This is a genomic window from Rhizorhapis sp. (genome assembly GCF_035276005.1).
In the GTDB taxonomy this organism is placed as follows: Bacteria; Pseudomonadota; Alphaproteobacteria; order Sphingomonadales; family Sphingomonadaceae; genus Rhizorhapis.
In genome coordinates this window covers 60,589-87,387 of the sequence record NZ_DATEMB010000059.1, presented here as the reverse complement: position 1 = coordinate 87,387, position 26,799 = coordinate 60,589, and the positions used below count along the sequence as shown (strand labels likewise).

Genomic DNA, 26,799 nt, shown 5'->3' with positions numbered 1-26,799 from the left:
CTGATCTGTCGACGCGAGGGCTTATCCTCGCTAATGGGCGAGCGATGCTGCGCTTGTCCGGACTGAAACTGCCCCTCGATCATGCGCCGGAAGACATGCCGGCCGCCATCTGCGCCCGTCTGGGCATCGAACCTGATGCGCTGATCCGTTACGAGGTCTTTCGCAGGGGCAATGATGCGCGGCGTAAAAGCGCCATCCAGCTTGTCTATACCCTCGATCTGGAATTGGCCGGCGAGGCAGCAGTGCTCGCGCGCTTTGCCAAGGATTCCGATGTCCGCCCCACGCCGGATATGGAGTACCGGTTCCCCACCAAAGCGCCTGCCAATTGGACCGGCCTTCGTCCCGTGGTTGTTGGTGCGGGGCCCTGTGGCCTGTTTGCTGGCCTGATCCTGGCGCAAATGGGATTCCGGCCGATCATCCTCGACCGCGGCAAAGTGGTGCGGGAACGGACCAAGGACACCTGGGGCCTCTGGCGGCGCGCCGAGTTCAGCCCCGATTCCAACGTCCAGTTCGGTGAAGGCGGCGCGGGCACCTTCTCCGACGGCAAGCTCTATTGCCGGACCAAGGACCCCCGCTTCCTTGGCCGCAAGGTTCTGCACGAATTTGTGAAGGCTGGTGCCCCGGACGACATATTATGGGAGGCGCATCCCCATATCGGCACCTTCCGCCTTGTCTCCATGGTCGAAAGCATGCGCCGCTCGATCGAGGAACTGGGCGGCGAATATCGCTGGCAGCACCGGGTCGACGATCTGGAGCTTGAGATGCGGCCGGACGGAAAGCATCGCCTGCGCGGCCTTCACCTCAATGACGGCAGCTTCCTTGAGGCCGATCATGTCGTCCTTGCCATCGGCCACAGCGCGCGGCCGACTTTTGAGATGTTGCACCGCCGGGGCGTCTATCTGGAGCCCAAGCCCTTCTCCATCGGCGTGCGCATAGAGCATCCCCAATCCTGGATCGACCGCGCCCGTTACGGCAAATGCGCCGGGCATCCCGATCTCGGCGCCGCTGCCTACAGCCTGGCGCATCACTGCTCCAACGGCCGCACCGTCTACAGCTTCTGCATGTGCCCAGGGGGCCGGGTCGTAGCTGCGACGTCTGAACCCGGCCGCGTTGTCACCAATGGCATGAGCCAATATTCCCGCGCCGAGTTCAACGCCAATTCCGGCCTGGTCGTCGCCATAGATCCAGCGCGGGACTATCCCGATGGTCCGCTCGCTGGGATCGCCTTCCAGCGGCATTGGGAATCGCAAGCCTTTGTCGCGGGCGGGTCATCCTATTGGGCGCCGGGACAGAAGGTCGGAGATTTCCTTGCTGGCCGTCCATCCGCCGGACTTGGCGAGGTGATACCGTCCTACAAGCCGGGCGTGACGATGACTGATCTTTCACAATGCCTCCCGGCTTTCGCGGTGGAGGCAATGCGGGAGGCGCTGCCCGTCTTCGGTCGCCAGATTACCAACTATGACCATCCCGACGCAGTCATGACCGGAGTGGAAACCCGCACCTCCTCTCCTCTCCGCATCACTCGAGGCAAGGATTTTCAAAGCCTGAATGTGGAACGCCTGTTCCCTGCAGGCGAAGGGGCGGGATATGCGGGGGGCATCCTCTCCGCTGCGATTGACGGCATCAAGGTGGCCGAGGCCGTGGCGGCCAGTATCATGGCCCGATAGCCAGGCAGCCCTGTCCGGAAGTTCAGGTCCAATAGCCTCAATAGCAAGGCGAAGGGACGTTGCTACAGCTTGCGAACTGTCCCGAAAGGCCGGAAACTTTCGCTCCAAATCTAACAGGATCAGGGGCAAGCGGCAGGGGCCATGGCGCCGAAATATCGTTCCGACATAGATGGTCTGCGCGCGATCGCCGTGGGCGGCGTGGTGCTGTATCACGCCTTCCCCACGCTGCTGCCCGGCGGTTTTATCGGGGTCGACATATTCTTTGTCATTTCGGGCTTCCTGATCACCTCCATCATTGCGTCGGACGCCTTGGCAGGGAAGTTCTCCATCGCGGGCTTCTATGAGCGGCGGTTCAGGCGGATATTGCCTGCGCTCCTCTTCATGCTGGTTCTCACGACCATCGGGGCGGTGCTGATCCTTCCCCCGACCGAGCTTGAGCAATATGGCCAAAGCCTGATTGCCGTCGCGCTCTTTGGATCGAATATCCTGTTCTGGCGGGAAGGCGGCTATTTCGATCAGCCAGCGCATGACAAGCCCCTGCTCCACACCTGGTCGCTCGCTGTGGAGGAACAATTCTACATCCTGTGGCCACTCATCATCGCGGCGCTGGTGGCCTTGGGGCGGGAAAGAACACTGCGTGGATTTGTGTGGCTCGCGGTCATTGGTTCGCTTCTTGCCGCCGAAGCGATGGTCCGCATGGCGCCGACGCAGGCTTTCTACCTCCTGCCCTATCGCGCCTGGGAACTGGGTTTTGGCGCCCTGCTTGCCATTGGCGCAGTACCGCCATTGCGCTCCGATCGGCAGCGGGAAGCCACAGCATGGGCCGGCATTGCCCTCATTCTCGTTCCAATGTTCCTCTACTCTCCTTCAACGCCCTTTCCGGGGCTCAGCGCCGTCCCGCCCTGTCTTGGCACAATGATGCTCATCCATGCGGGCAAGGGAGGTCTTACTTGGGCAGGAAAGCTGCTCTCCTGGCGTCCAGTCCTGTTCACGGGCCTCATTTCCTATGGCTTCTACCTCTGGCATTGGCCCGCGCTGGTCCTCTCGCAGATTGCGCTCAACCGGCCGCTGCATCCGGCCGAGGCGGCATTGGCGGTGAGCGCGGCCTTTGCTCTCGCAGCCTTTTCCCTGCGCTTTGTGGAGCGGCCATTCCGTCAGCAGGGGCAAAGCAGGATCAGCCGCCGTGCGGTGCTTGCCGCCAGCGGCATGACACTCGGGCTGTTCGCCAGTGCAGGCGCCACCGCCTATGCGACAAGAGGCTTTGCGGAACTGGCCTCGCCAAAGGTCAAGGTGGCTCAGGCGGCAATGGCAAGCATCAATCCTTATCGCGCGCGCTGTCACAATAATCTGGGCACCGCCGATCTGGGGCCGGTCGAGCAATGCTCTGCGGGTTCCGTTGGTGCCAAGGGCTATGAGGTCCTGCTATGGGGCGACTCCCATGGCGACCATTTGATGCCCGGTCTCGCCCACCAGGCGAGGACGCAGGGATTCAATGTGCGTCAGGCTACCGTCTCCGGATGCAGTCCGCTCATCCTCGGTTATGATGAGGTTCCTGCCCTTGACCGGCCGTGCGCGGCATTCCACCGAGCCGCGCTGGAAGAGGCTGGGCGTCAGCCTCAACTCCGCGCCATCGTCCTCAGCATCCGCTGGTCTTCAGAGCTGGCGGGCCTTGCCAAGCAGGCCTCACCGGACCCCGAACAGCAGGAAGCTCTCGGCGCGGCAGCGCTCTCCAGGGCGGCTGAAAGACTGCTCGCGGCCATTCGGCAGCATGTCCCGGCCCAAACCCACATCATCCTGGTGGGCTCGACCCCTGAGTTCGACATCTGGCCAGCCACATGCTTTGCCAGGGCTTATAAGCTGGAGGGCGATCCCAATGCCTGCGCCACTCAGCAGACGCGAGACGTCCGCTGGGGTTCGATTGCCGATGGAACGCTCAAGGCGATCGCGAAACGGCATCGGGGGATAGAGGTGGTTCTGCCAAGAAGCTCCTTCTGCCAAGGGACGCTTTGCCGCACCATCGCGAATGGAAAAATCCTGTTCCGCGACGATGATCACCTCACCAATGAGGGTTCCGAGCTCGTTGCAGGGGTCATCGGTCCATTGCTGTCAGGACCGGTTCAGCGTTCCAACAGGCCGCTCGTGTCTTCCTGAGCTGGCCGTCAAATCTCGCCCAGCACGACATCGAAGCCCCTGGCCTTCAAACGGCGGGCAAGATCGTCAATGCAGGCATGAAGAATTGCGGGCTCGGTCGAACGCACCACGAAGTTGGCGCCTACCCTCCCCTCCCTGAAGAAAGGATAACTTCCGATCTGGCAGCCTTCATGCGCCTTTTCGGTGTCCGCCAGCAAATTGGCCACTTCGCTTTCAGGCACCCAGCAACCGACGGTTTCGGAAAGCAACGGCCTTCCGCCATCGAGAGCGCCATTGAGCGCTTCCAGCATCTCGCCGGCGATGTACGGAACGCCAGCCATCAGGAAGATATTTCCGATCCTGATGCCCGGCGCACCCGAAAGCCGGTTTTCGATCAGGTCCGCCCCTTCCGGGACGCGCGCCATGCGAAGCCTTTGGTCGTTAAGACCGCCGCGCGTGGCGTAATATTGCTCCAGCGCGGCCCGCGCCTGGGGATGGACCACAACGCCCACCCCAAGAGCCGCCGCAATGGCATCCACCGTAATGTCGTCATGGGTCGGCCCGATGCCGCCAGTCGTGAACAGATAATCATTGCGCGCACGAAGGGCGTTCACCGCTTCTACGATGGCGGCCTGATCATCGGGCACCACTCGCACTTCCTTCAAGCGGATGCCCTGGACATTCAGCCAGAGCGCAATCTGCGAGATATTCTTGTCGGGGGTCCGGCCCGAAAGGATTTCATCGCCAATCACGATCAGTGCGGCAGTCCAGATACGGGGCTCGGTCATGGCAATCTCTTAACGCGCCAGCGCGGGCAGGCAAAGTGCCCTCTCGCAAAACTGCCGCGGCATACCTATAAGAACTCCATGACTGAATATGTGACCGTCACCAAGGACAGCCCCGCAGCGCGCTCGGGCGCCATCAAGCTCCATGATGCTGAAGGCTTTGCAGGTATGCGCAAGGCCGGACAGCTTGCCGCCGAAGTGCTGGACGCGGTCGTTCCCCATGTCGTTCCCGGCGTCACAACCGAAGAGCTCGATGACATCGCGCGGGACCATATGCTCCGCGGAGGCGGCGTGCCTGCTACGCTGGGCTACCGCGGCTACACCCATAGCTGCTGCATCTCGATCAACAATGTTATCTGCCACGGCATTCCCGGCCCCAAGCCGCTGAAGGACGGGGACATCGCCAATATCGACGTGACGGTGATCGTCGATGGCTGGCATGGTGACACCAGCCGCATGTTCATTGTCGGCGACGCCCCCATCAAGGCCAAGCGGCTTGTTGACGTCACCTATGAATGCCTGATGCTGGGCATCGAGCAGGCCAAACCCGGCAACACGATGGGAGACATCGGCTATGCGATACAGCGCCATGCAGAGAAATACCGTTATGGCGTGGTCCGCGATTTCTGCGGCCATGGCCTCGGCCGGGTCTTCCATGATGCTCCCGAGGTCGTCCATGTCGGCCGCCCCGGCATCGGTCCAGAACTGAAACCGGGCATGTTCTTCACCATCGAACCGATGATCAACATCGGAAAGCCTGGAGTGAAGATGCTGGAGGATGGCTGGACAGCGGTGACGCGCGACCGCACGCTGTCGGCCCAGTTCGAACACAGCATCGGCATCACGGAAACGGGCTGCGAGATCTTCACGAAGAGCCCGGCGGGCCTGGACCGGCCTCCTTATTGACGGGACGCAGGCTCCCGACGGAAGCCCCTGCGGCAAAGTTCCTGCAGTATCAGTAATTGAAATCTCGACTCGACGGCGCGGGATGTCGAGGCAAGGCCGCGCGTTTGTTTGCGCTTACACATTGCAGCGCAACAAACTCCCCGCTGCAAAAACTCATGACTGCACAATTCTTGTGCAAAATGCCTGTATCGTGCCCGTAAACCGGGCAGAATCCACAAAGTTTCCAAAAGTTCCCACGCCGTTCTGGCGATTCGAAAATTGGCACGCTAATTGATTGTGCAAGAGCGTGCGGTTGCGCGCGAGTCTCTATGCGCGTCCTGCAGCCAGGCTGCAGCGGTCGATCCGCTACAGGGGGAAGAAGTCGAAGAATGAAGAAGATTGAAGCGATCATCAAGCCGTTCAAACTGGACGAGGTAAAGGAAGCGCTGCACGAAGTGGGCGTATCCGGCATCACCGTGACCGAAGCCAAGGGGTTCGGCCGGCAGAAGGGCCATACCGAGCTGTATCGCGGTGCCGAATATGTCGTCGACTTCCTGCCCAAGGTGAAGCTGGAGGTCGTTGTCGAGGACGACTTGGCCGAGCGCGTAGTGGAGGCGATCGCCGCCGCAGCCCAGACAGGACGTATCGGCGACGGCAAGATTTTCGTCGTTCCGGTCGAAACCGCTCTTCGCATCCGCACGGGCGAAAGGGATTCAGACGCGATCTGAGGATCGCGCCCACTGAATGATGCGGGCCCGGTCGCAACGGCCCGCTTCTTCCACATCACAAGTATTTGAAAAAAGGAAGGTAAGCGAAATGGCGAATACGCCCAAAGATATTCTGAAAATGATCGAAGAAAAGGAGATCGAGTGGGTCGACCTTCGCTTCACCGATCCCAAGGGCAAGTGGCAGCACCTCAGCATGGTATCGACCGTCGTCGGAGAAGACGAACTGACCGACGGTTTCATGTTCGACGGTTCGTCAATTGAAGGCTGGAAGGCGATCAATGAATCCGACATGATCCTGAAGCCGGACCTGGAGGCCGCCTATGTCGATCCGTTCAGCGCCACTCCGATGCTGATCCTCTTCTGCGACATCGTCGAGCCGGGCACCGGCGAGCTTTATGCGCGCGACCCCCGCTCGACCGCCAAGCGCGCCGAGGCTTACCTCAAGGCCACCGGCATCGGCGACACGGTCTATGTGGGCCCGGAAGCCGAATTCTTCATGTTCGACGACGTGAAGTTCGAAAACACCTATTCCACCAGCTACTACGCCATTGATGACATCGAACTGCCGACCAACACCGGCAAGTCCTACGAAGGCGGCAATCTCGGCCACCGTCCGCGCGCCAAGGGCGGCTACTTCCCGGTCGCTCCGGTCGACAGCTGCATGGACATCCGCGGCGAGATGGTTTCGACCATGCTTGAAATGGGCCTGCCCTGCGACAAGCACCACCATGAAGTGGCCTCGGCCCAGCATGAACTTGGCCTGACCTTCGGCACGCTGGTCGAAACCGCCGATCGCATGCAGATCTACAAATATGTCGTCCACATGGTGGCCCAGGCCTATGGCAAGACCGCGACCTTCATGCCCAAGCCGATCAAGGAAGATAATGGCTCGGGCATGCACACCCACATCTCGATCTGGGAAAAGGGCAACCCCCTCTTCGCCGGCAATGGCTATGCGGGCCTTTCCGACACCTGCCTTTACTTCATCGGCGGCGTCATCAAGCACGCCAAGGCGCTGAACGCCTTCACCAACCCCACCACCAACAGCTACAAGCGTCTGGTGCCGGGCTATGAAGCACCGGTTCTGCTGGCCTATTCCAGCCGCAACCGTTCGGCCTCTTGCCGTATTCCTTACGGCACTGGCGCCAAGGCGAAGCGCGTCGAATTCCGCTTCCCCGACGCGATGGCCAACCCCTATCTCTGCTACTCGGCGCTGCTGATGGCAGGTCTCGACGGCATCCAGAACAAGATTCATCCCGGCGAAGCCATGGACAAGAATCTGTACGACCTGCCGCCGGAAGAACTGGCCGAAGTCCCCACCGTCTGCGGTTCGCTGCGCGAAGCCCTGACGGCGCTGGAAGGCGACTATGAGTTCCTGCTGAAGGGTGACGTGTTCACCAAGGATCAGATCGACGCCTATATCGAAATCAAATATGCCGACGTCGCCCGCTGGGAAATGACCCCCAGCCCGGTCGAATTCGACATGTACTACAGCGCCTGATCCTTTCAGGACCGAATAAGGAAAGCCCGGGAGCGATCCCGGGCCTTTTGTTTGGGTAGGGGAGGATTGGCGTTGCTTATCGGGTCGTTGCAAGTCGTTCAGGAAAAACTGAACCGTCGCCCCTGCGGAGGCAGGGGACCCGCTGTTTCTTAACCTTCTCAAAGTGAAGCGGAGTCCCTGTCTGCGGCCGAAAGCCGCAGTTTATCCTAAGCGCCCGCCCTGCGGGCAGTCGAAGGGCAGGGACGGCGGAGATTAGGTCAGATGGAACGTCGCACTCCCACGCCAAAACTCACCGCTCGAAACGCACTCCGAGCCACAGCGTCCTTGGCGTGCCAAGATCAATGCTGCCCGCCACATTGCGGGTCACCACTTCCTCATCGAAAATATTCTCCGCCCGCGCGACGAGACGCAAGCCCTGGGCAATCGGAAGGCTGGCGACGCCATCCACGGTCAGCGCGTCAGGTAGAACATCAGTCTGCAAGTCATCCTCATATTGCTTGCCGACATAGCGCAGCGTTGCCGACAGCGCCGGGCCTGAAACCGGGCTCCACCCGAGCGTTGCGCTGGCCATATGGCGCGGGCTTTGTGCCGGGGCCATGCCGTCCAAAGCAGCCTGCGTTGCTGACGCCTTCACCTCGCCATGGCTATAGGCATAGGATGCGGACAGGAAAACGCCCTGAAGCCTTGCCTCGGCGGTGAACTCGACTCCCTTGGCCACAATGGCGTCCACATTCTGGCGCTGGCGCAAGTTGGTGCCCGTGGTGACATTGACGATGGCGTCTTCCAGCTTGTTGTAGAAGGCGGTCACCCCTAGCCTAAGGCCCTCAAACGGACGCAGGTCTATCCCAGCCTCCACGCCCTTAAGCCGCTCAAGCTTCAGAGCGGCATTCGCCTGCGTCATGACCGGAAAGACAGTGAAAGGACGATAAAGCTCATTGAGGGTCGGCAGACGAAAACCCGTATAGGCCGCCGCCCGCAACGCCAGCGCTTCGCTGGCATTCAACAAGACCCCCGCCCTGCCCGTCGCCCGCCATCCATCACGATCGGCAAAGCGGTTGTCGATGTTCACCATTCCAGCCTGCCGGAAAAAGCCATTGCTGATGGTCCACCGGTCGACCCGCGCCCCACCGGTCAGGACCAGCTTGCCGACGGTCCAGTCGTCTTCCGCGAAGAAGCCGAGCGTGCTGGTATCGCCCCCCGCATGACGCCGCGCAGTGACCATGCCAGTGCTGGCGTTATAGGCGCCCTCGTACATGTCCCCCTGCGCAAGGCGGACGTCCGTGCCCAGCCGGAGCACATGCGACCCGCCCACTGGGGGTCTCACCTCAATCTTGCCGCCCAAGCCCGTTGAAGGCGTATTGCGTTGATCCAGCGTTTTCCGGAACGTCGTCGAACTGATCACGATGTTGGAAAAGTTCCGCGCCTGGATATAGGCCAGCGCATCAACCTGCCAGGGTCCCTTCGCCACCAGCCGAATGGAGGCATCCTGTCCTTCGGAACTGTTATCGGCGCCCGCAAAGCGCAAGGTACGCTCGTCCCGGAAGATGAGGCCCCGCGCCTGCAGCTCCAGGTCATCGGATATGGGTGTCACGGCGCGCAGGCCCACCGACCAGCCATCATAGGCCGCAGGAACGGTGAAAGCGTTACGCTGATCCTCCGGGGTCGTCTGGAACCCGTCTCCCCTGTCCCAGCGGCCGGAGAGGGACACAAAGCCTTCGTCCAGGTCCGGCGTGACCGTAGCAGAAAGCTCCGTAGAATCCCGGCTGCCGTAAAAAGCGCTGGCCGAAATATCGGGCAGCAAGTTGCTACCGGCGCTCGCCATCTCGATTGTGCCAGCCACCGCCCCTGCGCCAAAGGCTCCCGCTCCGCCGCCCCGGGTTACCCGGATCAGCGACAGCCGTTCAGGCACGAGTGCGGTGAAGGGTACATAGCCGAAAAAGGGGTCGGCCTGGGGCACGCCGTCAAGCAACACCAGCGCCCGGCTGGACGCATTGCCTCCCAATGCTCTCAGCGTCGCGCCTTGGGCCGATGGATTGGCGGAACGGCTATCGCTCCTGCGGAACTGCGCAAAGCCGGCTATGTCTCGCAGGACGTCCTCTATCCTGTTGCTGGCATCATTCGTCAGCCGCTCCCGGTCAATAACCACGCTGCCATAGGCTGGCGTTCCGGGCGGCAGCGGCAATCCCTCCCCGGTAACGATGATCGGCTGATCGCTTTGCGCAAATGCAACTGGGGGGAACAGGGCGGCGACCGCGGCGCCCAGGAGCAGCTTTTTCATCATGTCCTCTCTTTATGTGCATGCCGCCATAAGAGAAGATTGGCCTATCCCCAATAGGGACAGCGGCCAGAAATGCGGCATTCCAGCCACGGTCCAAGGAATAATCGACCGCTCAACGGCCAGCCGAAAGAGCGTCCATCATCGGCCGGATCGGCGTCAGGTCATAACCCGCCTTTGCGGCAAGAGCGCTCAGCTTGTCGCAATTGTCGCCTGCCCTTGCTCGGGTGAGCGCCCAAAGGAGCGTGCTGCGCGTACCCGACCGGCAGAAGGCGAGCACCTTGCCGCTGGCTCCCGAAAGCGCCTTTTCCATCTCATCCAATTGCCAGGCTGAAAAGCCTGCATGCGTGACCGGGATAGCCACATAGTCCAGGCCAGCTTCCCTCGCTGCGGCTTCGATCTCCATCCCCTCCGGCTGATCGGGGGACTCGTGATCCGGACGATTATTAACCACCAGGGTCACGCCGAGCGCCTTGGCCGTCTCTATATCCGCAATGGAGATTTGCGGCGCGACGAAGATTTCGTCCGTGAGGGTCTTGAGCATGGCGGCGTCCTTTCCTGGCCTGCGCGCCTTATCGGCATTGGCGATGCCCGGCGCAACCCTGTTCAGCGGGAATATCCGGCAATCGTCTCCAGAAACGGCTGTCCATAAGCTTCCAGCTTGCGGGTACCCACGCCTGAAATCTGCGACAGCTCGAAAATGCTTGTGGGCTTCCGCTCAGCCATTTCCCGGAGCGTACTGTCGTGAAAGATCACATAAGGCGGGACGCCCGCCTCCAGCGCCAACTCGCGCCTGCAGGCGCGAAGTGCATCGAACAGGGGATCGCCGACCGGATTGGGTTGCTTGTCGCGCCGCCCGCGCCGGTCCTTTTTAGGCGGCAGAATCAAGGTAACCGGCTGTTCGCCCCTCAGGATAGGGCGCGCATTCGGACCAAGCTCCAGCCCGCCATGCTCATTGGCCTGCAGCGCGTCCCGGAGCAACAGGGCGCGAGAAACCGGCTTGATAAGCGCCGCCTCCCCAGCCTCCACAATGCCGAAGACCGAAAGCCTGTCATGACCGCGCTGCGCCACCTTGTCATTAGCCGAACCGGTCAGCACCGCCTCGATATGGCCCGCGCCAAAGCTCTGGCCGGTGCGATAGACGGCTGACAGAAATTTGCGGGCGAGTTCCGTTGCGTCGACTCCTTGAGGGGGATTGAGACAATTGTCGCAATTGCCGCAATGTTGGGGCGGCGCCTCCCCGAAATGACGAAGCAGGATAGCGCGTCTGCACCCTGCCGTTTCGACCAGCGCGCCCAGGGAAGCGATCCGCGCCCGCTCACCGGTCTGCCGCCCTTCGTCGAGCTCAAATATCCGCTGCCGCGCCTTGGCGAAATCATCCGCGCCCCAGAACAGATGAGCCTCGGCTGGCTCACCATCCCGGCCTGCCCGGCCGCTTTCCTGATAATAGGCCTCGATCGACTTGGGCAGACCAGCATGGGCCACGAAGCGGACATCCGGTTTGTCGATGCCCATGCCAAACGCGATAGTCGCCACCATCACCATGTCCTCGCTGGCGATGAAGGCGGCCTGGTTGGAGCGCCGCTCCTCGGGCGACAGGCCCGCGTGATAGATCCGCACCTCGCGGCCCATGCTGGAAAGCCCCTCCGCGATCTTTTCCGTCCCCATCCGGGTCTGCGCATAGATGATGCCGGGTCCGGGCCTGCTGGCGACCAGATCGGCAATCTGCCGCGAAAGCCCGGCGCGGGGATGCGCGGCATAGCGGATATTGGGCCGGTCGAAGCCTGAAATGATCATGCCCGCGGCAGGAATGCCGAGCTGGACAAGAATATCCTGCCGCGTGTGCGCGTCGGCCGTAGCCGTCAAGGCAAGGCGCGGGATCGCCGGAAAATCGTCCAGCAGCGGCCGGAGCATGCGGTAATCCGGACGGAAGTCATGTCCCCATTCGGAAACGCAATGCGCTTCATCGATGGCGAACATGGCGATTTGCGACGCGCGCAGCAAATCGCGGAAGCCCTGGCCTGAAGCACGCTCCGGCGCGACATAAAGGATGTCGAGCCGGCCTGAACGCAGCCGCTCCTGAGTCTCGCGCCAGTCGGTGTCGACGGAGGTCAGGCTGGCGGCTCTGATCCCAACCGCCTGCGCCGCACGAAGCTGGTCATGCATCAGCGCGATGAGGGGCGAAATAACGACGCAACAGCCCTCCAGCGCCACTGCCGGAAGCTGATAGCAAAGCGACTTACCCGCGCCCGTCGGCATGATCGCCAAGGTGTGCTGGCCGGAAAGGACTCGCTCCACCACGTCCGCCTGGACTCCGCGGAATGCAGAAAAACCAAAGACTTGGTGTAGAATATGCAGCGGATCGACAGGCATCGGCGCGGTGATAGAGGGGGCGCGCCATGGGGGAAAGGGGGAAACTCGAACCTAGGGATATCAGTGCCGGGAATGAGTGACTGATGAAGGGGAAGGCGGGAAGTTTTGGTTGGGAGTGGCCATAGCCCCTCCCCTTCAGGGGAGGGGTTGGGGTGGCATCCTAAGCCTCCTCCACCTCACGCTCGGCGGCCTGGCGCATCCACATGGCGGAATATAGCCCGCCCCGCGCAAGCAGGCCGGTATGTGTTCCCCGCTCGGCCACTCGCCCGCCATCCAGCACGATGATCTCATCGGCATCCACGACCGTGGACAGGCGATGGGCGATGATGATGGTGGTCCGCCGTCTGGCTATGGCGTTGAGCGTCGCCTGTATATCCGCCTCGGTCCGGCTATCAAGGGCGCTGGTGGCCTCGTCCAATATCAAGATGGGCGGGTTTTTGAGCAGCGTGCGCGCAATGGCCACGCGCTGCTTCTCACCGCCGGAGAGCTTCAGTCCCCGCTCACCCACGCGGGTATCAAGCCGCTGAGGCATGGCGTGGACGAAGCCCGCAATCGCCGCTCCGCGCATGGCCGCTTCGATCTCGTCCGCATCGGCATCCGCACGGCCATAAGCGATGTTGTAGCCGATGGTGTCGTTGAACAGCACCGTATCCTGCGGAACGATGCCGATCTGCTCCCGAAGTGATGATTGCGTTACCTTCGATATATCCTGGCCATCGATCAGGATGCGGCCCGCATCCACATCGTAGAACCTGAAGAGCAGCCGCGCGATGGTGGATTTTCCGGCGCCCGAGGGCCCTACAATCGCCAGCGTCTTTCCAGCAGGGATATTGAAATCCAACCCGTGCAGAATCTTCCGGTCATTGCCATAGCCGAAATGGACATCTTCGAACCGTACCGCGCCCGCCTCCACCTGCAGCAGCGGAGCGTTGGGCACATCGACGATGTCGGCACGCGTATCGATAAGCTGGAACATCGCCTCCATGTCGATCAGCCCCTGGCGGATATTGCGGTACACCATGCCCAGCAGGTCGAGCGGCCGGAAAAGCTGCGCCAGCAGCGTGTTCACCAGCACCACATCGCCGGTCGTGAATTTGCCTTCGCTCCACCCCCAGACGGTATAACCCATGGCGCCCGCCATCATCAGATTGGTAATCAGCGCCTGACCGATATTAAGCAGTGCAAGGCTGTTCTCGCTTTTCACCGCCGCGTCGGCATAGGTGCGCACGGCTTTGCTGAAGCGGGCCTCTTCCCGGGCTTCCGCGTTGAAATACTTAACCGTTTCAAAATTGAGCAGCGAGTCCACGGCATGGGCGTAGGCAGTGGTATCGAGGTCCACCATGTCCTTGCGCAACTTGGTGCGCCACTCCGTCACCACCCGGGTGAACCAGATATAGATGCCCACCATCAACAGCGTGACGCCCACCATTCCCGGACCGAATTTCGCGAAAAAGATCACGCAGACCGCACCTAGCTCCAGGACGGTGGGAGCGATATTGAACAACAGGAAATAAAGCATCACGTCGATGCTCTTGGTCCCGCGTTCAATGATCTTGGTGACGGCTCCTGTCTTGCGGTTCAGATGAAAGCGCAAGGAAAGCTGGTGCAGATGCCCGAACACATGCTCGGTCAGGCGCCGAGTCGCCTCTTGCCCAACCCTTTCGAAAGCGACGTTGCGAACATTGTCGAACAGGACCGAAGCAAAGCGCGCCCCCGCATAGGCCACCACCAGCGCAATCGCGAGGCCCACTGCCGGTTGCAAGCCAGGGGCCATCCGGTCAATCGCGCCCTTATAGGCAAAGGGCATGACCAGCCCTGCCGCCTTGCCAAGCAGTACGAACAGAAGCGCGATGACAACGCGGCGGCGCAAGGCCGGAGCATCGGCAGGCCACAGATAAAGCAGAAATCGCCTGAGCGTCGCCAACACTGGCGGAACAGGCTGGTCTTCGGCGGCTGGTTCTGGCGGCATAAAAGCCATTTAGTGCGCGGGCCGCCAAAGTCCACATCATAGGGCGGCGGCAAATCTCCTGAGCCGGCAGCAGCACTGTGGGGATAAGCTGCTCCCGGCTCAGGGAAGGTCGTAGACGATGCCCCCTGCACACCGTGTGGGGAGCGGCAGTGCAATTGGCCTACGCCTACATACACGGGGCTATCCCTCGCGGAACCGCGGCCGTGCGACCAGATACACGGCCAAGGACAGCACGGATATGATCCCGTGTAGCTCGTCGCTGATTACTGCCGGGTCCTGGATCATTTGCCTCCGGATGCGGCGCTGGTCAGCAACAGATCCACATTTTCCTCTCTCGCCCCGGCACTTAGGAGTATCAGGCGCGATGTCACCGTTACATGAAGAATTTTCGCTGGTTTTTCGCGGCCAACAATGTCCGGATCGGAGAGCGCCAAGGGAGGGCTGGCAGAAGCACGAATTTTCATTGGCGCTGGTGCGAAATGCCGCTTCGACCTTCCCTTCAGCCGGGCGCCTCTGGCAGAGCGACAAACGGCATTGCAATGATGGCATTTACGGGTAACATGAAAATATTGTGATGTAACCGATACTTAGTGCTCTCGCCTCTATCGAGCTGAAGCGCCAGCGAGAGGAAAGTTGAGGTAATGGGCGAAGAATCCGCAGCCAATCGTTTCAGGTTCGCGTCCGAAATGGATCGAATCTTTGAGTCGGAGGAGTTTTCCCGCTCCCCCGTGATGCGGCGGCTGCTTCGCTTTCTGATCGACCAGACGCTGGCCGGAAATGGCGACCAGTTGAAGGCCTACAGCGTCGCTGTGGACGGGCTGGGCCGCGATCCCGACTTCGATGCGCAGACGGACAGTTATCCAAGAGTGCAGATCGGCCGCCTTCGCCGGATGCTGGACGCTCATTATGCTCGCAATGGCTTTCCCAGCGGCGAGCGCCTGATCATCCCTAACGGCGCTTATCGGGTTTATCTGCACCCCGTTTATCCAAGGGCAGAACGCCACGCGAAGACTGAAGCGCCGGACGACCATCCGCAAGGCGAAGACGCACCGCCCCCCTCTCCACCGGTCCAGGCATATCAGCCGAAGCAGCCTCAGCCCACAGCCGCCAAAGCCCCGGACAGACGCAATCCCCGCCCCGCATTTCTCGTTGCATTGGTTGCCTTGGCGCTTCTGATGCTTCTGCTACTCTACCGGGGCTTTGGCGAAGCATTGCTGGGCGGCGGTAAGCAAAGCATTACCAGACCGCCTGAGATGCTGCTGCTGCCGGTGGAACGCGGCGTCAATTCGTCGGCCAGCCTTGCCTCCTCGGTCGACCAGGCCTTGGGAGACGCCCTGCACCGGTCCTGGGTCGTTAATGTCCACTCCATGGACCGGCCGAAAAGCGGCAAGGCTGAACAACAAATATCCACAGACTATGCCTATCGTCTGCAAAGCGTCCTTGCCGGTCCCAATGGCGACGAACTTTATCTAACCTTGTGGAATGCAAGGACTGGCGACCGAATCTGGACCGACCATCTGGCCTTGGCGGGACGGGAGGGTGCCCTGGCGGAGGTACTGCGACTGCCCGCGGCCAATCTGATCGGCAGCTTCGGCATCATCGCTGCGCAGGAACGGCAACATCATGCCGCGGCCATGCAGCCAGGCTATGTCTGTCTATTGAAAAATGCTGACTATCGCTTGTGGTATAGTGAGCAGATATTGCAAAAATCCCGTAAATGCCTGGACCAAACGCTGGCCCTGGAAAATGGCGCTTCGCCGTTGATCCTTGCCGCTTCCGCAATCGTAAATTCCAGGCTTTCCAGATTTCGTCCGCAGGAGGCTTTCAGGCTGATGGCCAGGGCGGAAATCCAGGCAAGGCAGGCGCTGCTCCTCGATCCCTATTCGCCGGAAGCCAATATGGTCTCAGCAACGCTCGCAATGAAAAACGGACGCTGCCTGCTGGCCAAGGATCTGGGCCTGCGGGCGCTGGAGCTCAATCCTTATGAACCGGAATATTATGCTCGTGTCGGAATGATCCTGTTCCAGTGCAACGATCCCGACCACGAAAAATATCTTGTCGTCGCCCGTCAGATGAACCCTCAGCTCCCGGCATTTTTTTCAGTTCCGGTCATCGCGGCCATGAGCGAACGGGGAGAGAAGCGGGCAGCGCTTGGTCTGGCCTTGAGCTTGCCTACAGCAGTGCCGGATCAGATGCCCCTTTATTCAATCACATTGGCGTTGGCTTATGGCCAAAATGGCGACAGCAGACGTGCGGCGCGTCATTGGAACGATTTGTCCGCGACCCCGGCCAATGTAGGCCGGACCCCCTATGAGATATTGAAAGGGGTGCTGGCCAACCCCAATCTTGCCCGCAGAACTGGCGAGTTGCTGGTGAAGGCGGGCGTCATCAGCAACCTCAATCAGCCGGACGGAAACAAGCTGATGACGGCCCGAATGAAATAGCAAAGCTTTCCCGCTGCCATTAGGGTGGCGTAATGATCTTGCGTTGCCTTGCTCTCCTGATCCTCTGCCTTTCCATTCCCCTGGGATCGGGATGCACTGACAAGCACGCGCAAGGCTTGCCGAAGAACCGGATCATGCGCTTGGCCGATGCCGAGGCGAAAGGACTCGATCCGCAGAAATATTCCGACCTGGTCTCTTTGCGCATTGCCTCCGATCAGTTCGAGGGCCTCACCCGCCACAATGCTTCAGGCAGGGCAGTGCCCGGCCTGGCACTGAATTGGAAAGCCAGTTCAGACGGCCTGCAATGGAGCTTTTTCCTTCGCCCAGGACTCCGCTTTTCAGACGGCGAACCGATCAACGCCAATGTTTTTGCAAGGCTTTTCCGGCGGCTGAATGCGGACGCCACAGCCTCGCCTCATCGCGCCCTGTTCGCCATGATCAAGGACGTGCAGGCGGTAAGTCCTTCGGAAGTCCGCATCAGGCTAGTCAGGCCTTTCCCCTCGCTCCCTTCCTTGCTTGCTCACCCGGCAATGGCTGCCCTGCCGGTCCACCGCATGGGAGCATTGGGCGATCGGTGGACCGCCGAACGCCCGATGGTGACCAGCGGCGCATATAGACTTGTTTCCTGGTCCCTCAACGACCGCATGACGCTTGAAGCCAATCCGGCCTGGCATGACGGACCGCCAGCGGTGCGAATGATCGACTGGATACCGGTTGACGACAGCCTGACCGCGCTTCGCCGGTTCCGTTCAGGGACGGCAGACACCACAAGCGATTTTCCTGCCAGCCGCACAGAATGGCTGAGACGCCATCTGTCCAGTTCCATGCATGTGGCTCCCTATTATGGCGCCTATTATTTCGCCTTCAACACACGCAAGCCGCCCTTTGACGACGTTAGGGTCCGGCAAGCGCTCAGTATCGCAGTCGACAGAAAATGGATCGCGGGCCCCTTGCTGAACATCGGCAACCCGCCCGCCTGGGGCGTCATTCCGCCGGGGCTCGATGGCCTGTCCCCTCTTCGTCCCCTCTGGGCGGATTGGCCACGGAGCAAAAGATTGGCGGTGGCGCGAACTCTGCTCCAGGCCGCGGGCTATGGCCCGGAACGGCCGCTGCATTTCGAAATCCGGTTCAACAGCGATACCGATCACCGCCGCGTCGCGGTAGCGCTTTCGGCCATGTGGAAGCCGCTCGGCGTCGAGGCGACCCTGCTCAACAGCGAGGCGGCGCTCCATTTCGCGGCCTTGCGGGCGGGCGATTTCCAACTCGCGCGATCTGGCTGGATCGCCGACCTTCCCGCGAGCGAAAATTTCCTTGCCGTACATCGGTCCGACGCGGGGCCGGCCAATTATTCAGGCTATGCCAACCCGGACTTTGACGCAGCGCTCGACACTGCCATGGCCGAACCTGACCCGGCGCTTCGCGGAACAAAAATGCGTGTTGCAGAGCGAATCCTGACACAGGACGCGCCCGTCCTCCCGCTTTACTTCTATGTGAGCCGCTCGCTGGTTTCGCCACGAATAGCGGGTTGGCGAGACAATCCAGGCAATATACACCCCAGCTATACCCTACGGTTACAGCAGGGAATCTGATGCGGCTTTTCCCCTATCTCCGGCAGACCGTTGTCGCCCTATTGGGCGCGCTGACGCTCGCAGGTTGCACCGGAGATGAAGACCGGGGCCCTGTTGTGGTGAGCGTCGTAGGATTTCCGGCCGACCTTGCCGATCCACTTGACCGGCTCCCGCGTCCCGCCGCCAAGCTGATGATGGAGGCGACCGCTCAAGGTCTGGTCTCCTTCGATGCCCGTGGGGAAATCCAGCCAGCGCTCGCCGAACGCTGGATCGTGGTGGACGATGGCAAGAGCTACATCTTCCGTTTGCGGAATGCGCTTTGGCCCGACGGCGACAAGATTACCTCTCAGGAGGTTGCACGCATCCTTTCTGCCCGTGTGAAGAAGGCCAATCGATCCTCGCTTCGCGGCGACCTTGATGCCGTTGAGGAAATATTGGCGATGACCGGCGAGGTCGTCGAAGTGCGGCTGTCCGCTCCCCGCCCCAATTTCCTGCAGATACTGGCCCAGCCCGAACTGGGCATCACCGGCAAGAATGGCGGAGCCGGTCCCTATCGCCGCGACAGGCGGGAAAAGGCCTGGATGCTGACGCCAGTTACCGACTCCGGCGATACTGAAGAAGCCGGTGAAAAGCCCGCCCGTACCGCCAACCGGGTGGTCAGAGCCGAGCGGACGGCGGTAGCCATTGTGCGCTTCCGTGAGGGCAAGGCCGCGCTTGTCCTGGGCGGCCGCTATACCGATCTTCCGCTCCTGAACTTTGCCGAGGTCGATAGCCGGGACATTCGCGTGGATCCTGTGCAGGGCCTGTTCGGCATGGCCATTCATGGAAAGGAGGGCTTTCTTGCCGAAGCCGCCAACCGGGAGGCTCTTTCCATGGCAATCGAGCGTGAAAGGCTGCCCACGCTCTTCTCGCTGGCAGGCTGGGTCGTGACAGGTGCGCTACTGCCCGAGGGGCTCGCAATGCCTCGGCCGCCATTGCAACCCCGCTGGGCCGCCCTGGGCATCGAGCAGCGGCGGCAATATGCGAGTGTAGTCGTTGCGGGATGGAAAAGCCGACATGGGGCGATCGCACCGCTCCGCATCGCCCTTCCCCGCGGGCCCGGCAGTAACCTGCTGTTCGGCATGCTGACCTCGGATTTCGCCCGCATCGGAGTGCCGTCGGTCCGGGTGGGCGCCGAGGAGGAAGCCGATCTCAGTCTTATCGACGAAGTGGCGCCCTATGACAGCCCCCTTTGGTATCTCGGCCGTATCGGCTGCGCGCATGAATTGTCATGCAGCGCCGAGGCCGACCAGCGCATCAAGGAGGCGCAGCGAGCGCAAAATATCGAGGAAGTGCTGAGGAAGCTCGACGAAGCAGAGTCCTTGATGATCAGCCATGGCGGCTATATTCCGCTCGGCGCGCCGGTGCGCTGGTCGCTGGTATCGAGGCGCCTGCGCGCTTTCCAACCAAGCCCGCGCGGGCTGCATCCATTGAACCAACTGCTCGCAGAGCCCAGATAGGTCCTGAACAAGGAGCAGATGATGCGCATTTCCCAGGACCAGTTCGACGACCTCGCTCGCCGCATGCCGGGCATGGGGCGGGATCCCGCCTCGGTAAGGGCGCGGATCGAGGCGCTGGAGGCGATGCTGGAGGGGCTGTTCACAATCCCCGGCACTCGCCGGCGCGTGGGCCTCGACAGCATCATTGGCCTCATTCCCGTGGTTGGAGACATCGCCACCGCCGCGATGGGCGCCTGGATCATCTGGGAGGCGCGCAACCTTGGCATGTCAAAGTTTCAGCTTGCCCGGATGGGCGCCAATGTGGCCGTGGATACCGCGCTTGGCGCCATTCCCTTCATGGGCGACGCATTCGACCTGTTCTTCAAATCGAACAGCAAGAATTTGCGGATCATCAAGCGCCACCTCGATAAGCACCACCCCGCGGGCGTGATCATCGAGGGGTGAAATCGAGCCCGACATCAGCCGCAGGAGCCGATTGGGTAAGGCGGCCGACGCTGATATAGGTAACGCCCGTTTGGGCAATTTCCCGGATAGTGTCCAATCGGACCCCGCCCGAGGCTTCCGTCGGAACGCGCTCGCTCACCAAAGTCACAGCTCTCCTGAGCGTCGCTGGATCCATATTGTCGAGCAGCAAATGCGTGGCACCGGCTGCGAGGGCCGGTTCGATCTGGTCGACGCGGTCGACCTCCACGATGATGCACTCTATCCCCGCGGCGGCAGCCCGCCGCACCGCTTCCTCGACCGATCCAGCGACCGCGACATGATTGTCCTTGATCATCGCTGCATCCCAAAGGCCCATGCGATGATTGGTCGCGCCACCCATCCGCGTCGCATATTTCTCCAGCATGCGCAGGCCTGGAATGGTCTTGCGGGTATCGAGCAATGTCGCGCCGGTCCCGGCGATCTGGTCCACATATTGCCGCGTCATGGTAGCGATACCGGTCAGATGCTGGACGCTGTTAAGGGCCGATCGCTCGGCGGTAAGCATCGCCCGCGCCCGCCCCTTGAGGCGCATAAGTTCGGTGCCCGCAGATACGCTGTCGCCATCCTGAACCAGCAGCTCGATCTCGACGTCGGGATCGAGGACACGGAAAAAAGCCTCGGCAATGGGAAGCCCCGCCACGGTAACTGCGTCACGGCTATCCATGACTCCAGTGAAGATCGCATCGGCGGGAATGACAGCGTCCGAAGTGATATCGCCCGCTTCCCCCAAATCCTCCGCCAAGGTAGCGGCAATGAAGGCAGGCAGGTTGAAACGATCGAGTGTGAAGGTCACGGCAGCGGATCCCTTTCGACTTCTCTCGCCCCGAGCGAAGTCGTGGGACGAAGGCTTGGCCACTAATTCGAACTTAGGCTCCCGTCACCATCGGCCTGCCGACATCCCCCTGCCCCACCGTGCCGCTGGCCATTTCCAGCATGCGGTCCAGACTCTTCTTCGCCGCCAGCCTCAGCTCTTCGTCCATCTCGATGCGCGGCTGGAGGTCGCGAAGCGCCAGATAAAGCTTCTCCATCGTGTTGAGAGCCATATAGGGGCAGATGTTGCAGTTGCCGTCCGCACCCGGCGCTCCGATGAAGGTCTTGTGCGGCATCGCCTTTTCCATCTGGTGGATGATGTGCGGTTCGGTGGCCACGATCAGCGTGTCACCCTCGATCTTGCCTGCGTAATCCAGGATACCGCTGGTCGACCCCACATAGTCGGCATGATCGACAATGTGCGCCGGGCATTCGGGATGCGCCGCAATGGGGGCGTCGGGATATTGCGCCTTCAGCTTCAGCAGCTCGGTTTCGCTGAACGCCTCATGCACGATGCAGACGCCCGGCCACAGCAGCATCTCGCGCCCCATCTTGCGGGAGAGATAGCCTCCCAGATGCTTGTCGGGACCAAAGATGATCTTCTGGCCCTTTGGAATCTGCGCCAGGATCTTCTCGGCGGACGAACTGGTAACGATGATGTCGGACAGCGCCTTCACCTCGGCCGAGCAATTGATGTAGCTGAGCGCGATATGATCCGGATGCGCCTCCCGGAACGCCTTGAACTTGTCGGGCGGGCAACTGTCCTCAAGCGAACAGCCGGCATCCATGTCCGGCAGCACAACGATCTTTTCCGGTGACAGGATTTTCGCGGTTTCCGCCATGAAGCGGACCCCGCAAAAGGCGATGACATCGGCGTCGGTCGCCTGCGCCTTGCGGGAAAGGTCCAGGCTGTCGCCGACGAAATCGGCCAGATCCTGAATCTCCGGCTTTTGATAATAGTGGGCAAGGATGACGGCGTTCCGTTCCTTGCGCAGCCGGTCGATCTCGGCGCGAAGGTCCAGCCCCGCAAGGCTTCCGCCCACTCCGCCACGTGCGTCCATCATGTCCTCCAATTGGCTCCTCAACCGCCGATATAGGTGTTCGGAGCGATTATGCAGCTATTTTCCAGCGGTCATTTTCGCTGAAGACGAGATTTCTCGCCTGCAAGTCCAGCAGATGAGCCAGCACCGACCGGCCCGCAGCGCCATAAAGCCGCGGATCGACGCCCTTATACATCTTTTCGACCATTTCCGGGATAGATGCCGTCTCATGGGCACGCAAATACCGCAATATCTGCCCCTCGCGATGCTTGCGATGCCCCATCATCGACCGCACCCAGCGCTGCGGTTGATCGACCGGCTCTCCATGGGCGGGATAATAGATCAGGTCATCCCGGCCGAGCAGCTTCTGCATGCTCGCCATATAGGCCGCCATATCGCCGTCCGGGGGAGAGATGACGCTGGTCGACCAGCCCATGACATGATCACCCGTGAACAGCACCTTTTCTTCCAGCAGCGCGAAACAGAGATGATTGGACGTGTGGCCGGGGGTGGCGACCGCCTGCAGCGTCCAACCCTCTCCCTGAACATGATCGCCCTCAAGCAGCACCCGATGGGGGGCATAGCCCTCATCGAAAGCCGCATCGGCACGGGGGCCGTCGTCTTGCAGCGCCAGCGGAGCGCAGCCGATGATGGGAGCGCCGGTCGCTTCGGAAAGGGGCCGGCTGCCGGGGCTATGGTCACGGTGCGTATGCGTCGACATGATCGCACGAACCGGCCGCCCGCCGATCACACGCATCAACGCGGCGAGGTGCTCGGCATCATCGGGACCTGGATCAATCACCGCCAGATCGCTCTCGCCCACCACATAGGTTTGTGTTCCGGTATAGGTGAAGGGCGACGGATTGGGCGCCAGCACCCGTGCAACCAGAGGCGACAACCGCATCAGTTCGCCCGTCGGAAATTCTTTCACATCCATGCCGCCCCATGTGCCACTTTCCGCGCCAGAAACAAGAGGCCTGTAGCGCATAGGCTGTCGGCGGAATTGACAGGAACCGTTATTGGTTAACCGGCCTTCACCACGCTGATCGGCCTTGAAAGCCGCTTCGCAAAATTTGGCATGGCCGGTGCAAGACTGGGAACGTCCCTGAGCGTTTCGCTTCAAACGGGGGCCGGACGACAGCAATGCCTAGACCCCATTGCCCGGCCCCCACCCCGGACTTTCCGGCCTCCACCGCCGCCTTTCCCGTCTCCGCCAAGCCGGTTCGTCACGGTAGCGGGAGGGAAGATTGCCGCACTGGGGCACAGTGCTGGCCGGCATTTGATCAAAGGAAAGCGGGCAGCCGAAGCGCGATAAAAAAGAGCCCGCCCCCAACCTCGGGCTGGGGGCGTCGGCAGTCTGGCACGCGGCCTGCTGGGTCGCAAAAGCCTGCACGCGCGCCTTGAACTCTTGATCTAAACCCCGAGGGGCTGATTATGAAATGACCTTGTAGCTTCCGGCTTTTCGTGTGCGCCGGGCATATTCGCTTGCCAGTCTTATATGCAGCCGACGCGCCGCCCCATCCATCGCCTCACTGGCCATCCGTCGTTCGCTTTCCAGGCGTCGGGTGAAATATTCCACATCATTTTGACTTAGCATCACAGCTTTTCCTTCGATCCCCTCGCCAGGCCGCACATCTCTCGCTTCACTTGCAGCGAATTCCGGGCGTCGGTCAGCAGGGCAACGATATGCCCCGGCCACATCAAGCCACTGGGCAAAGCACTTCCTGTTCAATGTCAGGTCGGGATTGGCGGCGCTTGTCAGGCTGCCCCATTAAGGCTGCAGCCCGTCGAAAAGCACAACATCGTCCCACGTCCAAGCGCTCCCCCATCCATATTCACATCAGTAATATATGGACCATATGCCAACCTATCCAAGATATTGGAACTAGCGTTCATTTTCAAACTGTTTTATCGTACGAATTCGTACAGTTGTTTCTGAGGTTACGCAGAAATGCTGCATTCCCAAACGTAATTTCTCATAACAAAGTAGGGAGAATCTCTCGGTACGAAAGCGTACCTTGTGTTGCAGCCGGTCCAGGTTTCTATAAGCAGATGCTAAGTCTTGTAGTCCTGAACTGAGGGCGATTGAATCCGTTTTTACGTCCCAAAGGAAATATGGCCGATGTCCGGCACTCCCAACGATCTTTCAAAATCTTCCAATAAATTGCTGGCTGGCTTGTCTCGCGCCGACATGAATCTGATTGGCCCTTTGCTGAGTTGGCATGAACTTCCGGTTCGGACGATACTCGAAGCACCCGAACAGCCAGTCACTCAAATTCATTTTCTGGAGTCCGGCCTGCTGTCGATCGTGGCTACCGCCTCACAGGACCGGCAAGTGGAAGTGGGGATCGTCGGGCGGGAAGGCATGTCGGGAATGCCATGTATCCTGAGCGCGGAATATTCGCCCAATACGGCGGTCATACAGCTTCCTGCGACATCGCTCAGCATCGATTGCGCCGATTTTCAAATGGTGATGGAAAAGAGTCCAGCCATTCGCCAACGCTTCAGCCGGTTCGTCCAGGCCTTCTTGATCCAAGCATCCCAGACCGCATTGGCGACGGGCAAGGCGCATGTGGAGCAGCGGCTGGCACGCTGGCTCGCCATGGCGCATGACCGCGGAGATGGCGATTCATTGCCGCTCACGCACGAATTTTTGAGCACGATGCTGGGCGTCCGGCGCGCCGGCGTTACGGTGGCTCTTCACAATCTGGAGGGCGCAGGCCTTATTCGCGCCACGCGCGGGGCGGTAACCATCACCGACCTGAACGCGCTCATAAATTATACCGACGGGCTCTATGGTGTCGCCGAACAGGAATATGAGCGGCTGCTAGGCATGCCGCTCGCCAAGAGCCGGATGAATTGAGGCTGGCCAGATCTCAGAGTTTGATGACGTTAAATTGACCCGCTCGTCCCGAGCGAAGTCGATGGACATTGGCTTGGCACCTTGTCTCGACTTCGCCTGGGTCGAACGGGTCAAGGAAAAACCATCAGGCCCTGACGCAAAATCTCAATCCCGCAGCAAATCATTGATCGCTGTTTTCGACCGCGTTTGTGCGTCCGCGCGCTTCACGATGACCGCGCAGGCAAGGTGCGGCCCCGGCGTTCCGTCAGGCAGCGGCTTCCCGGGCAGGCTTCCCGGCACAACCACCGAATATGGCGGCACCTGTCCGACAAATATCTCGCCGCTATTGCGGTCCACGACCTTTGTGGTTGAGGTGATGAAAACGCCCATGGAGAGAACCGAACCGCGTCCGATCCGTACGCCCTCCACCACTTCGGAACGCGCGCCGATGAAGCAGTCATCCTCAATGATGACCGGATCGGCCTGAAGCGGCTCCAGCACGCCGCCAATCCCGACGCCGCCCGACAGATGCACATTCTTGCCGATCTGTGCGCAGCTTCCCACCGTCACCCAGGTGTCGACCATAGTTCCTTCGTCGACAAAGGCGCCGATATTGACGAAGCTGGGCATCAGGACGACATTTTTGGCAATATGCGAACCATGGCGGGCAATCGCACCGGGAACTGCCCGGAAACCAGCCGCCCGGAACTGCGTCTCACCCCAGCCCTGAAACTTTGAAGGCACCTTATCCCACCAATGGGAGCCACCGGGCCCGCCAGGAATCAGCGCATTGTCGTTGAGACGGAATGACAGCAGTACCGCTTTTTTCAGCCACTGATTGACCTTCCAGCCTTCGCCGTCCGGTTCTGCAACGCGTGCTTCTCCAAGGTCGAGCAGGTTCAGCGCCTCGGCCACCGCCTCGCGCACGGCCCCTTCGGTGGAAAAGCCGAGCTCAGCCCGATTTTCCCATGCGGCTTCAATGGTAGAGATCAGCGTTTCGTTCATCATTTTCCTCAATTTTTCAGGATTTCCGCCAAAAATGGCGCAAGATCGTGCGTCTCATAATCAATAAAGTCGGGATGTGCACCCACATGGCCTGCCTCCGAGCCATTATTCACCCAGACCGTCATCATCCCGATCGCCTTGGCGGGCTTAAGATTGCGGGCCATGTCTTCGAAAAACAGGCTGCTGCCAGGATCAAGATCATAGCGCGCACAGAGTTCCCGATAGCCGGAAGGATCAGGCTTGGGCACATATTGGCAGGCATGAATGTCGTGGATAAACTCGAACGCATCGCCAAGGCCAAGCTTTTCCAGCACGCGCACCGCATAAGGAGCATCGCCATTGGTGAAGATCAGCCTTCGCCCCGGCAAGGCGCGGATATGGCCGTTCAGTTCGGGATCCGGCGCAATGCGGTCCAGCGAAATGTCGTGCACATAATCCAGGAACTCGCGCGGGTCAGTGCCGTGATGACGCATCAGCCCGGACAGCGTCGTGCCATGCTCAAGAAAATAGCGCTTCTGCACACGCTTGGCTTCGTCGGCGTCACATCCAAGGAGGCCCTGAATGAACTCGCCCATCTTGACATCGATAAGGCCAAAAAGATCCGCCTTCGCCGGATAAAGGGTGTTATCCAGATCGAAAATCCAGTTGCCGATATGGGCCAGGGCGGGAAGCATGCCGCCTGCCTAGACGGGACCTGGAGGAAGGGCAAGCAGGCTTCAATAATAGAGTGAGTGTAAACTTTGTTTAGTGCTAATATGATAGGCCATCAGTCCATTGATTCCAAAGGACTTTACT

22 protein-coding genes are annotated in these 26,799 nt (G+C 60.7%); 10 read left to right on the top strand and 12 right to left on the bottom strand.

What is annotated here, in order from left to right; translation table 11 throughout:
* The first annotated feature begins 44 nt into the window (after window positions 1-44).
* Window positions 45-1,667 (top strand): NAD(P)/FAD-dependent oxidoreductase, encoded by a 1,623-nt coding sequence (locus VJS46_RS13375; protein WP_324060555.1) that lies wholly within the window; start codon window positions 45-47, stop codon window positions 1,665-1,667.
* 141 nt (window positions 1,668-1,808) lie between these two features.
* A complete protein-coding gene (locus VJS46_RS13370) occupies window positions 1,809-3,818 on the top strand; it encodes an acyltransferase family protein (protein ID WP_324060554.1) in 2,010 nt (669 codons plus the stop codon).
* Window positions 3,819-3,826: 8 nt separating this feature from the next.
* On the opposite strand, the gene VJS46_RS13365 is transcribed toward VJS46_RS13370, so the two are convergent.
* Window positions 3,827-4,585: a competence/damage-inducible protein A gene (locus tag VJS46_RS13365; RefSeq protein WP_324060553.1), complete on the bottom strand. Its 759-nt coding sequence runs from the start codon at window positions 4,583-4,585 to the stop codon at window positions 3,827-3,829.
* Window positions 4,586-4,663: 78 nt separating this feature from the next.
* On the opposite strand from VJS46_RS13365, the gene map reads away from it, so the two are divergent.
* The 3 genes from map to glnA all read left to right on the top strand — a co-directional run bounded on the left by map (window position 4,664) and on the right by glnA (window position 7,696).
* Complete coding sequence (gene map, locus VJS46_RS13360) at window positions 4,664-5,488, top strand: type I methionyl aminopeptidase (RefSeq protein ID WP_324060552.1); 825 nt, start codon at window positions 4,664-4,666, stop codon at window positions 5,486-5,488.
* A gap of 368 nt (window positions 5,489-5,856) precedes the next feature.
* Window positions 5,857-6,195 (top strand): P-II family nitrogen regulator, encoded by a 339-nt coding sequence (locus VJS46_RS13355; RefSeq protein ID WP_184475046.1) that lies wholly within the window; start codon window positions 5,857-5,859, stop codon window positions 6,193-6,195.
* An 88-nt stretch (window positions 6,196-6,283) separates the two neighbouring features.
* Complete coding sequence (glnA, locus tag VJS46_RS13350; RefSeq protein ID WP_324060551.1) at window positions 6,284-7,696, top strand: type I glutamate--ammonia ligase; 1,413 nt, start codon at window positions 6,284-6,286, stop codon at window positions 7,694-7,696.
* A 289-nt stretch (window positions 7,697-7,985) separates the two neighbouring features.
* On the opposite strand, the gene VJS46_RS13345 is transcribed toward glnA, so the two are convergent.
* From VJS46_RS13345 to VJS46_RS13325, 5 genes are all read right to left on the bottom strand, one after another.
* Window positions 7,986-9,974: a TonB-dependent receptor plug domain-containing protein gene (locus VJS46_RS13345; RefSeq protein ID WP_324060592.1), complete on the bottom strand. Its 1,989-nt coding sequence runs from the start codon at window positions 9,972-9,974 to the stop codon at window positions 7,986-7,988.
* A 112-nt stretch (window positions 9,975-10,086) separates the two neighbouring features.
* Window positions 10,087-10,515 (bottom strand): TIGR01244 family sulfur transferase, encoded by a 429-nt coding sequence (locus VJS46_RS13340; RefSeq protein ID WP_324060550.1) that lies wholly within the window; start codon window positions 10,513-10,515, stop codon window positions 10,087-10,089.
* 62 nt (window positions 10,516-10,577) lie between these two features.
* Window positions 10,578-12,344 (bottom strand): DNA helicase RecQ, encoded by a 1,767-nt coding sequence (gene recQ, locus VJS46_RS13335; protein WP_324060549.1) that lies wholly within the window; start codon window positions 12,342-12,344, stop codon window positions 10,578-10,580.
* A 160-nt stretch (window positions 12,345-12,504) separates the two neighbouring features.
* Window positions 12,505-14,313 carry an ABC transporter ATP-binding protein/permease gene (locus VJS46_RS13330; protein WP_324060591.1) on the bottom strand — a complete coding sequence of 603 codons (1,809 nt, stop codon included), beginning with the start codon at window positions 14,311-14,313 and terminating at the stop codon, window positions 12,505-12,507.
* Window positions 14,314-14,594: 281 nt separating this feature from the next.
* On the bottom strand, window positions 14,595-14,777 hold the full coding sequence (locus VJS46_RS13325; protein WP_324060548.1) for a hypothetical protein: 183 nt from the start codon (window positions 14,775-14,777) through the stop codon (window positions 14,595-14,597).
* 177 nt (window positions 14,778-14,954) lie between these two features.
* Between VJS46_RS13325 and VJS46_RS13320 the strand changes: the two genes are divergently transcribed.
* The 4 genes from VJS46_RS13320 to VJS46_RS13305 are packed head-to-tail and all read left to right on the top strand — an operon-like array spanning window position 14,955 to window position 20,268.
* On the top strand, window positions 14,955-16,757 hold the full coding sequence (locus VJS46_RS13320) for a hypothetical protein (protein WP_324060547.1): 1,803 nt from the start codon (window positions 14,955-14,957) through the stop codon (window positions 16,755-16,757).
* Between the two features lie 32 nt (window positions 16,758-16,789).
* A complete protein-coding gene (locus VJS46_RS13315; protein WP_324060546.1) occupies window positions 16,790-18,346 on the top strand; it encodes a peptide ABC transporter substrate-binding protein in 1,557 nt (518 codons plus the stop codon).
* Window positions 18,346-19,824 carry an ABC transporter substrate-binding protein gene (locus VJS46_RS13310; protein WP_324060545.1) on the top strand — a complete coding sequence of 493 codons (1,479 nt, stop codon included), beginning with the start codon at window positions 18,346-18,348 and terminating at the stop codon, window positions 19,822-19,824. Before VJS46_RS13315 ends, VJS46_RS13310 begins: the two co-directional genes overlap by 1 nt.
* A 21-nt stretch (window positions 19,825-19,845) precedes the next feature.
* Window positions 19,846-20,268 carry a DUF4112 domain-containing protein gene (locus tag VJS46_RS13305; protein ID WP_324060590.1) on the top strand — a complete coding sequence of 141 codons (423 nt, stop codon included), beginning with the start codon at window positions 19,846-19,848 and terminating at the stop codon, window positions 20,266-20,268.
* Here VJS46_RS13305 and nadC read toward each other — a convergent pair.
* The 4 genes from nadC to VJS46_RS13285 form a co-directional block, all read right to left on the bottom strand.
* A complete protein-coding gene (gene nadC / locus VJS46_RS13300; RefSeq protein WP_324060544.1) occupies window positions 20,255-21,100 on the bottom strand; it encodes a carboxylating nicotinate-nucleotide diphosphorylase in 846 nt (281 codons plus the stop codon). The two genes, VJS46_RS13305 and nadC, sit on opposite strands and share 14 nt — an antisense overlap.
* Before the next feature lie 73 nt (window positions 21,101-21,173).
* A complete protein-coding gene (nadA, locus tag VJS46_RS13295; RefSeq protein WP_324060589.1) occupies window positions 21,174-22,178 on the bottom strand; it encodes a quinolinate synthase NadA in 1,005 nt (334 codons plus the stop codon).
* A gap of 49 nt (window positions 22,179-22,227) precedes the next feature.
* On the bottom strand, window positions 22,228-23,094 hold the full coding sequence (locus tag VJS46_RS13290; RefSeq protein WP_324060543.1) for an MBL fold metallo-hydrolase: 867 nt from the start codon (window positions 23,092-23,094) through the stop codon (window positions 22,228-22,230).
* 495 nt (window positions 23,095-23,589) lie between these two features.
* A complete protein-coding gene (locus tag VJS46_RS13285) occupies window positions 23,590-23,754 on the bottom strand; it encodes a hypothetical protein (protein ID WP_324060542.1) in 165 nt (54 codons plus the stop codon).
* A 525-nt stretch (window positions 23,755-24,279) separates the two neighbouring features.
* Here VJS46_RS13285 and VJS46_RS13280 point away from each other — a divergent pair.
* Window positions 24,280-25,020: a Crp/Fnr family transcriptional regulator gene (locus tag VJS46_RS13280; RefSeq protein WP_324060541.1), complete on the top strand. Its 741-nt coding sequence runs from the start codon at window positions 24,280-24,282 to the stop codon at window positions 25,018-25,020.
* A gap of 144 nt (window positions 25,021-25,164) precedes the next feature.
* On the opposite strand, the gene dapD is transcribed toward VJS46_RS13280, so the two are convergent.
* Together dapD and VJS46_RS13270 are read right to left on the bottom strand one after the other, a co-directional pair.
* Window positions 25,165-26,004 (bottom strand): 2,3,4,5-tetrahydropyridine-2,6-dicarboxylate N-succinyltransferase, encoded by an 840-nt coding sequence (dapD, locus tag VJS46_RS13275; protein ID WP_324060588.1) that lies wholly within the window; start codon window positions 26,002-26,004, stop codon window positions 25,165-25,167.
* Between the two features lie 8 nt (window positions 26,005-26,012).
* Window positions 26,013-26,678 (bottom strand): pyrimidine 5'-nucleotidase, encoded by a 666-nt coding sequence (locus VJS46_RS13270; protein WP_324060540.1) that lies wholly within the window; start codon window positions 26,676-26,678, stop codon window positions 26,013-26,015.
* Between the last annotated feature and the right edge of the window lie 121 nt (window positions 26,679-26,799).

Bases quoted from the DNA above. Each gene is read 5' to 3' on its own strand.
- VJS46_RS13375 (WP_324060555.1), top strand. From the start codon at position 45: ATGCTGCGCTTGTCCGGACTGAAACTGCCCCTCGATCATGCGCCGGAA.
- VJS46_RS13370 (WP_324060554.1), top strand. From the start codon at position 1,809: ATGGCGCCGAAATATCGTTCCGACATAGATGGTCTGCGCGCGATCGCC.
- VJS46_RS13365 (WP_324060553.1), bottom strand. From the start codon at position 4,585: ATGACCGAGCCCCGTATCTGGACTGCCGCACTGATCGTGATTGGCGAT.
- map (WP_324060552.1), top strand. From the start codon at position 4,664: ATGACTGAATATGTGACCGTCACCAAGGACAGCCCCGCAGCGCGCTCG.
- VJS46_RS13355 (WP_184475046.1), top strand. From the start codon at position 5,857: ATGAAGAAGATTGAAGCGATCATCAAGCCGTTCAAACTGGACGAGGTA.
- glnA (WP_324060551.1), top strand. From the start codon at position 6,284: ATGGCGAATACGCCCAAAGATATTCTGAAAATGATCGAAGAAAAGGAG.
- VJS46_RS13345 (WP_324060592.1), bottom strand. From the start codon at position 9,974: ATGAAAAAGCTGCTCCTGGGCGCCGCGGTCGCCGCCCTGTTCCCCCCA.
- VJS46_RS13340 (WP_324060550.1), bottom strand. From the start codon at position 10,515: ATGCTCAAGACCCTCACGGACGAAATCTTCGTCGCGCCGCAAATCTCC.
- recQ (WP_324060549.1), bottom strand. From the start codon at position 12,344: ATGCCTGTCGATCCGCTGCATATTCTACACCAAGTCTTTGGTTTTTCT.
- VJS46_RS13330 (WP_324060591.1), bottom strand. From the start codon at position 14,313: ATGCCGCCAGAACCAGCCGCCGAAGACCAGCCTGTTCCGCCAGTGTTG.
- VJS46_RS13325 (WP_324060548.1), bottom strand. From the start codon at position 14,777: ATGAAAATTCGTGCTTCTGCCAGCCCTCCCTTGGCGCTCTCCGATCCG.
- VJS46_RS13320 (WP_324060547.1), top strand. From the start codon at position 14,955: ATGGGCGAAGAATCCGCAGCCAATCGTTTCAGGTTCGCGTCCGAAATG.
- VJS46_RS13315 (WP_324060546.1), top strand. From the start codon at position 16,790: ATGATCTTGCGTTGCCTTGCTCTCCTGATCCTCTGCCTTTCCATTCCC.
- VJS46_RS13310 (WP_324060545.1), top strand. From the start codon at position 18,346: ATGCGGCTTTTCCCCTATCTCCGGCAGACCGTTGTCGCCCTATTGGGC.
- VJS46_RS13305 (WP_324060590.1), top strand. From the start codon at position 19,846: ATGCGCATTTCCCAGGACCAGTTCGACGACCTCGCTCGCCGCATGCCG.
- nadA (WP_324060589.1), bottom strand. From the start codon at position 22,178: ATGGACGCACGTGGCGGAGTGGGCGGAAGCCTTGCGGGGCTGGACCTT.
- VJS46_RS13290 (WP_324060543.1), bottom strand. From the start codon at position 23,094: ATGGATGTGAAAGAATTTCCGACGGGCGAACTGATGCGGTTGTCGCCT.
- VJS46_RS13285 (WP_324060542.1), bottom strand. From the start codon at position 23,754: ATGCTAAGTCAAAATGATGTGGAATATTTCACCCGACGCCTGGAAAGC.
- VJS46_RS13280 (WP_324060541.1), top strand. From the start codon at position 24,280: ATGTCCGGCACTCCCAACGATCTTTCAAAATCTTCCAATAAATTGCTG.
- dapD (WP_324060588.1), bottom strand. From the start codon at position 26,004: ATGAACGAAACGCTGATCTCTACCATTGAAGCCGCATGGGAAAATCGG.
- VJS46_RS13270 (WP_324060540.1), bottom strand. From the start codon at position 26,678: ATGCTTCCCGCCCTGGCCCATATCGGCAACTGGATTTTCGATCTGGAT.